Genomic DNA, 10,014 nt, shown 5'->3' with positions numbered 1-10,014 from the left:
GTCATCCTGCCCGGCGTCACGATCGGCGACGGCGCCCTGGTCGGGGCCGGCAGCGTGGTGACGCGGGACGTCGCCCCCCGGCGCGACCGTGGCGGGAAATCCGGCCCGGCCGCGCCAGGTTTAGGACGGCCCCGCGGGGCTGGATTTGCCGGCAGCGGGGGCTTTGCGATTTCCCCGCTTGGCTGCTATGGAAAACCCATGTTTTCGCGGCGCATCATACGGATTAGCGGCCCGGCTTCCGCCTGAGCATGAAGGCTCGGCGCAAGACCGGGACTTCGTCGTTTCACCCGCGATTGATCGCGTTTCCGCGCCCGCACCTGCCAAATCAGAGCTTTTATGTCCGACAAGCCGCAAAAGACCGACGCCCAAAAGACTGACGTTAGGGACTATTCCAAGACCCTTTACCTGCCGCAGACGGAATTCCCGATGCGCGCCGGCCTGCCCCAGCGCGAGCCGGAAATCCTGAAATACTGGAACGACATCGGCCTCTACGACAGGCTTCGCCGGGAAGCCGAGGGCCGCGCCAAATTCGTGCTGCATGACGGCCCGCCCTACGCCAACGGCAACATCCATATCGGCCACGCGCTGAACAAGATTCTCAAGGACGTCGTGACCAAGAGCCAGCAGATGCTCGGCTTCGACTCCAACTACGTGCCGGGATGGGATTGCCACGGCCTGCCGATCGAATGGAAGATCGAGGAGGAGAACTACCGCTCCAAGGGCAAGCAGAAGCCCGATTTCCGCGACTCCGCCGCGATGGTCGCGTTCCGCAGGGAATGCCGCGCCTATGCGACGCACTGGATCAACGTGCAGCGCGAGGAGTTCAAGCGGCTCGGCATCATCGGCGACTGGGACCACCCCTACGAGACGATGAGCTATCCGGCCGAGGCGCAGATCGCCCGCGAGCTGATGAAGTTTGCCGCCAACGGCACGCTATATCGCGGCTCGAAGCCGGTGATGTGGAGCGTGGTCGAGAAGACCGCGCTGGCCGAAGCCGAGGTCGAGTACGAGGACTACACCTCCGACATGGTGTGGGTGAAATTCCCTGTCACCTCGCCGGCGCATGGCGCGCTGGCCAATGCCTCGGTGGTGATCTGGACCACCACGCCGTGGACGCTGCCCGGCAACCGCGCCATCTCGTTCTCGCCGAAGATCGCCTACGGCCTTTACAAGGTTACGGACGCGCCCGCCGACAATTGGGCGAAGACCGGCGATCTCCTGATCTTGGCCGATGCGCTCGCCGCGGAAGTGTTCAAGCAGGCGCGCGTCACGTCCTATGAGAAGGTCCGCGATATTCCCGGCGACACGCTGGACGCCGTGGAATGTGCCCATCCGCTGCGCGGCTTCGGTGGCGGCTACGAATTCACCGTGCCGCTGCTCGCCGGCGAACATGTCACCGACGACACCGGTACCGGCTTCGTGCACACCGCACCGAGCCACGGCCGTGAGGACTTCGACGTCTGGACGGCCAACACCCGCGAGCTCGACGCGCGCGGCATCCCGACGGCGATCCCCTACACCGTCGACGAGAACGGCGCCTACACCGCGCAGGCCCCGGGCTTCACCGGCAAACGCGTGCTCAACGACAAGGGCGAAAAGGGCGATGCCAACGAGGCGGTGATCAAGGCGCTGATCGAGGCCGGCAAGCTGCTCGCGCGCGGCCGCCTCAAGCATCAGTACCCGCATTCCTGGCGCTCCAAGAAGCCGGTGATCTTCCGCAACACGCCGCAATGGTTCATCGCGATGGACAAGCCCATCGTGGACGCCCCGGGCAAGCCCGGGGCTACGGACATCGCGGAAAACGGCCATGCCAAGAAGGGCGACACGCTGCGCGCCCGCGCGCTGCAAGCGATCTCGGTCACGCAATGGGTGCCGCCGGCCGGCGAGAACCGCATCAACGGCATGATCGCCAATCGCCCCGACTGGGTGATCTCGCGCCAGCGCGCCTGGGGCGTGCCGATCGCCGTGTTCGTGCGCGAGAACAGCGACGGCTCGGCCGAGATCCTGCAGGACGAGGTCGTCAACCAGCGCATCACCGAGGCGTTCATGGAGGAAGGCGCCGACGCCTGGTACATGGACGGCGCCCGCGAGCGCTTCCTCGGGAGCCGCGCATCGGAGAACTGGAAGAAGGTCGACGACATCTGCGACGTCTGGTTCGATTCCGGCTCCACGCATGCCTTCGTGCTGGAAGACCGCCAGAACTTCCCGCAGCTCGGCAACATCGTCCGCAAGATCGATGGCGGCAATGACACCGTGATGTATCTCGAAGGAAGCGACCAGCATCGCGGCTGGTTCCACTCATCGCTGCTGGAAAGCGCCGGCACCCGCGGGCGCGCGCCCTACGACATCGTGCTCACCCACGGCTTCACGCTCGACGAGAACGGCCGCAAGATGTCGAAGTCGCTCGGCAACACGGTCGAGCCGCAGAAGGTGATCAAGGATTCCGGCGCGGATATCCTGCGCCTGTGGGTTTGCGCCACCGACTATGCCGACGACCAGCGCATCGGTCCGGAGATCCTGAAGAACACCATCGAGACCTATCGCAAGCTGCGCAACTCGATCCGCTGGATGCTCGGCACGCTGCATCATTTCAAGCCGAGCGAGAGGGTCGCCTTCGCCGAGATGCCCGAGCTCGAGCGGCTGATGCTGCACGAATTGGCCCTCCACACCGAGACCATCCGCGAGGCCTATGCCGCGTTCGACTACAAGACCGTGGTCGCAAGCCTCGCGGCCTTCATGAACTCCGAGCTGTCGGCGTTCTACTTCGACATCCGCAAGGACACGCTGTATTGCGACCCGCCGTCCTCGGTGGCGCGCAAGGCGGCGCTGACCACGATCGACCTGCTCTGCGACGCGATCCTGAAATGGCTGGCGCCGATCCTGAGCTTCACCACCGACGAAGCCTGGCGGATGTACCGGCCGAACGCCGAGCCCTCGGTGCATCTCACGCTGTTCCCCGAAGGTCTCGAGCAGTTCCGCGACGACGCCCTCGCCGCGAAGTGGGAGACGATCCGCAACGTCCGCCGCGTCGTCACCGGTGCGCTCGAACTCGAGCGCGCCGCCAAGCGGATCGGCTCGTCGCTCGAGGCCTCGCCGGTGATCTACATCGCGGACCGCGAGATGCTGGCGACGCTGTTCGACATCGATCTCGCCGAGGTCTGCATCACGTCGAACTACGAGGTGCGCGAGGGCGAGGCGCCGGCCACAGCCTTCCGCCTCGATGCCGTGCCCGGCGTCGCCGTGGTGGTCGAAAAGGCGGTCGGCACCAAATGCGCGCGCTCGTGGAAGATCCTGCCGACGATCGGCGAGGATCCCGAGTATCCCGACGTCTCGCCGCGCGACGCCCAAGCGCTGCGCGAATGGAAGGCGCTGGGGGTCACGGCTTGAGCTCGCCGGTTCGCGCCGGTGTGCTGGCGGCGGTCATCACCCTGATCGCCGACCAGGCCTCCAAGCTCTGGCTGCTTTACGTCTTCGGCATTGCCCACCGCGGCGCGGTCGAGGTGACGCCGTTCTTCGACCTGGTGCTGGCCTGGAATCCCGGCATCAGCTTTGGCTGGTTTCAGAGCGAGACCCCGGCGGCCCAGATTCTGCTGATGGTGATCAAGGCCGCCGCGGTGATCGCGCTCGCGATCTGGATGGCGCGGTCGCGGACCTGGCTCGCGACGGTGTCGCTCGGCCTGATTATCGGCGGTGCGATCGGGAACGGGATCGACCGCTTCGCCTATGGCGCCGTGGTCGATTTTGCCCTGTTTCATATCGGGATCGGGGGAAAAACCTTCAATTGGTACGTATTCAACCTCGCCGATGTGGCGATCGTTGCTGGCGTGGCGGCCCTATTGTATGATTCCGTCATGGGGACCCCCGCCGTAAAAGCGCCCTGATCCCGGCCGATACGAGCCGGTCGGCGGCCGACCTGCACCTAGCGGAACTGAGCGCTAAGCCAGTGATCGCTTTGGTGAATTTTGAGATGGGAATAGCGCGATGCGCAACACCAAAGTCCGCGGTTACCTGATCGAGACGTCCCGGCTGCCACTGCTCCGCGGCCTGCGTCTGGCGTTCGTTGCGGCCGGGATCGGCCTGGTGATGACGGCCGGCCCGGTGCGTGCCGGTGACGACGACGATGACGGCGATGACGGCCTGACCTTCGAAGAGCGGATCATCGACAATCTGATGACCGGGCTCGGCGCCAAGAGCGCCGCCAGCAAGGGCATCGACTATCGCGAGCGCTCGCCGCTGGTGGTGCCGCCGAAGCTCGACCTGCCGCCGCCTGCCACAGCCGCCCAGGTCAACGCGCCGAACTGGCCGAAGGACCCCGATATCGCGGCGCGCAAGGCTGCGGTCGCGGCGCGCAAGAAGGAAGTCAAGAAGGAGCCGTGGCAGTCAGCGGTGGCGTTGACGCCGGCCGAGATCGAGGCGGGCCGCAAGCAGCAGACGGCCACCGAGGGCCGCAGGGAGCCGCTCGAGCCGGGCACCAACACCAATCCGTCGCTGATGCCGAGCCAGCTCGGCTACAACGGTGGTCTGCTCGGCATCTTCAAGGGGAACAGCAGCGAGTCCAAGCCGTTCCCGGGCGAGCCGACGCGCGAATCCCTGACCGAGCCCCCTCCGGGATACCAGACGCCGTCCTCTGGCTTTGACTATGGCACAGGCCCGCTGAAGCCGAAGGTGAACGAGGGCCAGTACGACGTCATGACCGGAAAACCGATACAGTGACGCTTGGCCTGTTTGGGCGAAGGCTGACATGAGCAAAGCTTAATGCGGAGGGACGTCCGTCTCTCCGCTTCGTGACGACTGGCACGGACTGCACCGTGTACGATGGCGTCTTTCATGCCCGGCCATCTGTTCAGGCTTCCATAAGGACCATGATGCCCTCACGCCGATCGATTGCCCTGTTCGCTGCTGCCTTTGTTTCAACCATCCCGCTATCGGGCGCCAGCCTCCGCGCCCAGACCACCGTCACCTCGGAACGCCCTGCGAGCTTCACGCTCGACAACGGCCTGCAGGTCGTGGTGATCCCCGATCACCGCACGCCGGTCGTGACGCAGATGATCTGGTACAAGGTCGGCTCCGCCGACGAGACACCGGGCAAATCGGGCCTCGCGCATTTCCTCGAGCATCTGATGTTCAAGGGCACCGCCAAGCACCCGGCCGGCGAGTTCTCGCAGACCGTGCTCCGCGTCGGCGGCAACGAGAACGCCTTCACCTCCAACGACTACACCGGCTACTTCCAGCGCGTGCCGCGCGAGCAGCTGCCCACCATGATGGAATTCGAGGCCGATCGCATGACCGGCCTGATCCTGAAGGATGAGAATGTGCTGCCCGAGCGCGACGTCGTGCTCGAGGAGTTCAACATGCGGGTTGCCAACAACCCGGATGCCCGGCTCACCGAGCAGATCATGGCCGCGCTCTATCTCAACCATCCCTACGGCCGGCCGGTGATCGGCTGGCACCAGGAGATCGAGAAGCTCGACCGCGAGGATGCGCTCGCCTTCTACCGCCGCTTCTACGCACCGAACAACGCGATCCTGGTCATCGCCGGCGACGTCGACGTCAAGGACATCCGCCCGCTGGTCGAGAAGAATTTCGGCCCGATCCCGGCGCAGCGTGCGATCCCCGAGAAGCGTGTCCGGCCGCAGGAGCCGACACCGGCTGCGCCGCGCACCGTGACGCTGTCGGATCCCCGCGTCGAACAGCCGAACCTGCGCCGCTACTATCTGGTGCCGTCGGCGACCACGGCGGCGGCGGGCGAGAGCCAGACGCTCGATGTGCTCGCGCAATTGATGGGTGGCGGCGCCAACTCCTACCTCTATCGCTCGCTGGTGATCGACAAGGGCCTCGCCATCTCGGCCGGCGCCGGCTACCAGGGCACCGCGCTCGATCCGTCGCAATTCTCGATCGCGGTAACGCCCAAGGCCGGCGTCGAGTTCGCGCAGATCGAGGACGCGATCGACAAGGTGATCGCCGATCTCGCGCAGAACCCCGCGCGCGCCGAAGATCTCGAACGGGTCAAGACCCAGCTGATCGCGGAGGCGATCTACGCCCAGGACAACCAGGCGACGCTGGCGCGCTGGTATGGCGGCGCGCTGACCACCGGGCTCAGCATCGACGACATCAGGAGCTGGCCGGATCGCATTCGCGCCGTCACCGCCGAGCAGGTGCGCGCGACAGCCGCCACCTGGCTCGACAAGAAGCGGTCGGTGACCGGCTATCTGATCAAGGATACTGCGCCGAAACGCGAGGAGAAGCGCTCGTGATCTATTCCATCACCCGCCGCGCGGCGCTGATCGGCGGCGCCTGCGCCGCGATGCTGACGCTGACCTCGGCGCCCTCGCAGGCCGCGGCCAAGATCCAGCGGCTGGTGTCGCCCGGCGGCATCGAGGCGTGGTTCGTGCAGGACGCCACCGTGCCGCTGATCGCGATGGAATATTCCTTCGGCGGCGGCGCCAGCCAGGATCCGCCCGGCAAGCCCGGCGTCGGCAATCTGGTCGCCGACCTGCTCGACGAGGGCTCCGGCGATCTCGATTCCAAGACCTATCATGAGCGGCTCGAGCGCCGCGCCATCGAGCTCAGCTTCCAGTCCAACCGCGATCAGTTCCGCGGCTCGCTGCGCATGCTCAAGGACAACAAGGACGAAGCCTACGACCTGTTGCGGATGGCGCTGACCTCGGCGCGGTTCGAGCCGAAGGACGTCGAACGCATCCGCGCCCAGGTGATCTCGAACCTGCGCCGCGAATCGACCAATCCGTCGTCGCTGTCGGGGCGCAAGTTCCTCGAGCTCGCCTTCGGCGATCATCCCTATGCCAGGATGGCGACCGGCACGCTCGAGAGCGTGCCGACCATCGAGATCGCCGATCTGAAGGACTATGTCCGCCGCATCATCGCCAAGGATACGCTGCGGATCGCCGTCGTCGGCGACGTCGATCCCGATACGCTCGGCAAGCTCCTGGACAACACCTTTGGCGGTCTGCCGGCCAAGGCCGAGTTGACGGCGATTCCCGACGTCGTGGCGACCAAGCCGCCGCAGCGCGCCTTCGTCCCGCTCGACGTGCCGCAGACCGTCGTCACCTTCGGCGGTCCCGGCATCAACAGGCACGACCCGGACTTCATGGCCGCCTATGTGGTGAACCACATTCTCGGCGGCGGCGGGCTGTCGTCGCGGCTCTACAAGGAAGTGCGCGAGAAGCGCGGGCTGGCCTATTCGATCTATGAGGCGCTGCTCTGGATGGATCACTCCGCGCTGTTCATCGGCAACACCGGCACCCGTGCCGACCGCGCCGGCGAGACCGTCGATGCGATCGAGGCGGAGATCCGCCGCATCGCCGAGCAAGGTCCGACGCAGCAGGAACTCGACGAGGCGAAGTCCTATCTGAAGGGCTCGCAGATGCTGGCGCTCGACACCTCCTCCAAGCTTGCGCAGGCGATGCTGCAATACCAGCTCGACAAGCTGCCGATCGATTACATCGAGAAGCGCAGCGCCATCGTCGATGCGGTGACGCTCGACGACGTCAAGCGGGTCTCCAAGAGGCTGTGGGGCAACGGCCTGCTCACCGTGATCGTCGGCCGCGCCCCGCAAGCCGCAGCGCAGCCGGCATCGGCGCCGCCGAAGGCGAACTGACGCGTCTCGGCTTCTTCATACACACCGCCGATGAGGCCACCCCTCTCCCCCAACCCGCCCCCGCAAGGGGCGCTTGCGGGGGAGGGTGCGGAGAGGGGTGGCCCCGCACTCCGACCGCTGACGTAACGAACGCTGCATCAACACCGCCCAAGCACGCCCAGCGCAAACCCGCTATCCTGCGGCCGCCGATTCTTCCCTCCACGGGTGATGTCATGCTGCGGCTGTCCCGCGACCTTACGATCGACGAGAACGACATTGAGATCGTCTTTGTCCGTGCCTCCGGTCCGGGCGGGCAGAATGTCAACAAGGTCTCGACCGCAGCCCAGCTTCGCTTCGACACGCGCAAGATTGCGCTGCCGCCGGACGCCGCACAGCGGCTGGCGCGGCTCGCCGGCAGCCGCATGACCAAGGACGGTGTGATCGTGATCCAGGCGTTCCGCTTCCGCACCCAAGAGCGCAATCGCGCGGACGCGATCGAGCGGCTCTTCGAGATGCTGAAAGAAGCGATGGTGCGGCCGACACCGCGGCGGCCGACCAGGCCGACGCTCGGCTCAAAGAAGCGTCGGCTCGAAGGCAAGAAACGCCGCAGCGATATCAAGGCGGGCCGCGGCAGTCAACGTTTCGACGATTAGAGCGTTTTCGAGCGAAGTGGATACCCGGTTCGCGTGAAGAAAGCCCGTCAAAACTAGAATCTAGAGCCCCGTTCCGATTCAACCGGAACGGAAAAGGCTCCAGGGAGCACCGGACGCAGCGCAGGCACGGCGCTGCATCCGGGATCCGATCATCGCGGATCAGTACTTCTTGGTTGCAGGCGCCATCTCGGAACCGCCAGACTTCGGTGTGGCATGGCCACTGCCGACCGTTCCCTTGTTGCCCGACTTGGCGCTGGTGCCGCTCTTTTGCGTCGGCGAAGTCGGTTGCGCCGCCATTTCCTCATCGCCGCTGCCGGACATGCCGCCGCCCTGCTGCATGGTACCTCGGCCCTGTGCACCGCCGCGAAGCTGGGTATCCGGCGTAGTCGCGCCCTGCGCCAGGACGGGGCCGGCCATCGCGGCCGTGATGGCAAGGGCGAGCACGCTGGTCTTTGCAAACGTCATCCATTTCTCCAGGACTTTGATTGACGATGGACGGAGCGGCGCAGGTGTGCGCCGTTTGCAACGCCGACCCTGAACCCCATCGTGCGAGATTGAATTTTCCGCAAACGGCGCACGCGCAATGCAAGCGGCATCGTGTGGTGATCGTGCAGGGATTTCGCGGTCATTTTGCGGATTTGTCGTCCGCATATGCGGCAACGATCGGTTCCGCGCCAGATCGCCGCCCAGCTTTGTTCTGCCGTGAAACAGCCCGCTACTACCAACGGCCGATTTCAGCCTCCTACAGTCACCGCACAGAGGCGGTGATGTATATGACAAGGCTGCGCGCGAGGTGGACGTTGGCGCTGGGATTTTGCAGCGCGATGTTTGCAGTGCAAATGACGGCTGCGCAAATGCCGTTGCCTGCCGCCAAGCCGCCCGACGGGGCGACGCTGTTCAAGCAGCAATGTGCAACCTGCCACACCACCAACACCTCGGACCTCGTCCGGCAAGGACCATCGCTCTACAAGATCGTCGGCCGCCATGCCGGCAAGGCCGACGGCTTCAAATATTCCGCGGGCTTCGCAGGAGCGGACTTCGTCTGGGACGACGCCAGGCTCGATGCCTGGCTGACCAATCCACAAGAGGTGATCCCCGGCACCGTGATGGCCTACCGACAGGCCAGGCCGGAAACCCGCGCCATGATCATCGCCTACCTGAAGGAGCTGAACTGAATGGCGAAACCCGTGCATTCGATGATCCGCGTGTTCGACGAGACCAAGGCGCTCGACTTCTACAAGCGCGCGTTCGGGCTCGAGATCGCGGACAATCTGAGATTCGGCGATTTCGCGCTGATCTACCTGCGCCATCCGTCCTCGCCCTTCGAGGTCGAGCTCACGGTCAATTTCGACCGCAAGGAGCCCTACACGCTCGGCGACGGCTACGGCCATCTCGCCGTCGTCGTCGATGACGTCGATGCCGAGCATGCGCGTTTCGAAAAGGAGAGACTGTCGCCCGGGCCGCTGCGCGACTTCAAGCATGACGGCAAGACGCTGGCGCGCTTCTTCTTCGTCTCAGATCCCGACGGCTACAAGATCGAGGTGATCCAGCGCGGCGGGCGCTTCGGCTAGTGCATGATCCGGAAAAGTGGAGACCGGTTCTCCGAGAAGATCATGCTCAAATAAAAAAAAGAGCGTGATTGAACAAGGCAATTAGACAAACAAAAATTGACGGAGGAAACCATGAGAGAAATCGATCGACGCAGCAAGTATGACCGGCGTGTCTTTCTCAAGGGCGCGGTCGCCACGGCACCCGCGGTCGCGATCG

General features: G+C 65.0%; 9 protein-coding genes and 1 pseudogene. 9 read left to right on the top strand and 1 reads right to left on the bottom strand.

From position 1 onward, the window contains the following. The 7 genes and pseudogenes from H8B02_RS48720 to arfB all read left to right on the top strand — a co-directional run. Window positions 1–96, top strand: a pseudogene (locus H8B02_RS48720) (sugar O-acetyltransferase); the annotation flags it as partial. Between the two features lie 240 nt (window positions 97–336). Next, the gene (gene ileS / locus H8B02_RS40795) at window positions 337–3,387 is read left to right on the top strand and encodes an isoleucine--tRNA ligase (RefSeq protein ID WP_229171338.1); all 3,051 of its coding nucleotides are present in this window, start codon (window positions 337–339) and stop codon (window positions 3,385–3,387) included. Next, complete coding sequence (gene lspA / locus H8B02_RS40790; RefSeq protein WP_229171337.1) at window positions 3,360–3,881, top strand: signal peptidase II; 522 nt, start codon at window positions 3,360–3,362, stop codon at window positions 3,879–3,881. The genes ileS and lspA overlap by 28 nt, the downstream gene beginning before the upstream one ends. 100 nt (window positions 3,882–3,981) lie before the next feature. Next, window positions 3,982–4,713: a hypothetical protein gene (locus H8B02_RS40785; RefSeq protein ID WP_229171336.1), complete on the top strand. Its 732-nt coding sequence runs from the start codon at window positions 3,982–3,984 to the stop codon at window positions 4,711–4,713. A 149-nt stretch (window positions 4,714–4,862) separates the two neighbouring features. After that, window positions 4,863–6,254, top strand: coding sequence for a M16 family metallopeptidase (locus H8B02_RS40780; protein ID WP_229171335.1), 1,392 nt, complete (start codon window positions 4,863–4,865; stop codon window positions 6,252–6,254). Window positions 6,255–6,304: 50 nt separating this feature from the next. Beyond that, complete coding sequence (locus tag H8B02_RS40775) at window positions 6,305–7,615, top strand: M16 family metallopeptidase (RefSeq protein WP_229171340.1); 1,311 nt, start codon at window positions 6,305–6,307, stop codon at window positions 7,613–7,615. 212 nt (window positions 7,616–7,827) lie between these two features. After that, window positions 7,828–8,247, top strand: a complete 420-nt coding sequence (arfB, locus tag H8B02_RS40770; protein WP_229171334.1) for an alternative ribosome rescue aminoacyl-tRNA hydrolase ArfB — start codon at window positions 7,828–7,830, stop codon at window positions 8,245–8,247. A gap of 159 nt (window positions 8,248–8,406) precedes the next feature. Here the strand turns inward: arfB and H8B02_RS40765 are convergent, their stop codons facing one another. Beyond that, a complete protein-coding gene (locus H8B02_RS40765; protein ID WP_229171333.1) occupies window positions 8,407–8,712 on the bottom strand; it encodes a hypothetical protein in 306 nt (101 codons plus the stop codon). A gap of 389 nt (window positions 8,713–9,101) precedes the next feature. Here H8B02_RS40765 and H8B02_RS40760 point away from each other — a divergent pair, with 389 nt between their 5' ends. Both H8B02_RS40760 and H8B02_RS40755 read left to right on the top strand, forming a co-directional pair. Further along, window positions 9,102–9,422: a c-type cytochrome gene (locus H8B02_RS40760; protein WP_229171339.1), complete on the top strand. Its 321-nt coding sequence runs from the start codon at window positions 9,102–9,104 to the stop codon at window positions 9,420–9,422. Then, on the top strand, window positions 9,423–9,818 hold the full coding sequence (locus H8B02_RS40755) for a VOC family protein (protein ID WP_229171332.1): 396 nt from the start codon (window positions 9,423–9,425) through the stop codon (window positions 9,816–9,818). It begins immediately after the preceding gene. The last annotated feature ends 196 nt before the right edge of the window (window positions 9,819–10,014 follow it).

Source organism: Bradyrhizobium altum (assembly GCF_020889705.1).
Lineage (GTDB): Bacteria > Pseudomonadota > Alphaproteobacteria > Rhizobiales > Xanthobacteraceae > Bradyrhizobium > Bradyrhizobium altum.
This window is presented reverse-complemented; position numbering and strand designations above follow the sequence as displayed.